Source organism: Pseudomonas sp. AC463, assembly GCF_979253585.1.
Genome location: NZ_CEEDDZ010000836.1, coordinates 1 through 257, shown reverse-complemented (window position 1 = coordinate 257; position 257 = coordinate 1). Strand labels below are relative to the sequence as shown.

Sequence of the window (257 nt, the reverse complement as noted above, 5' to 3'; positions counted from 1 at the left end):
CACCAGCCCTGCCGCCGCGAGTGCGTCGATCGCCCGACCCAGATGCGGGTCGAACGCGGTGCGGTGCGTAAGCTGCAGAACGTGGACGGCGAACTCCAGATCGACCAGCCCCCCGGGCAGCAGCTTGGCGTCGAGGGGGCCCTTGGCGGGTTTATGCTTCGCCATTTCGGCCCGCATCGATCGCGCCTCGTCGGCCACATCGCGAACCGGTCGATCACCCGCAAGAACGTTGGCAACGATCGCGGACACCCCCGCGC

Annotated in this window: 1 protein-coding gene; it reads right to left on the bottom strand. The window is 68.9% G+C overall.

Annotation, left to right across the window (positions count from 1 at the left end):
- Positions 1–257: hypothetical protein (locus tag AC0IYH_RS32580; RefSeq protein WP_471838487.1), on the bottom strand; the 257-nt coding region annotated here is incomplete at both ends.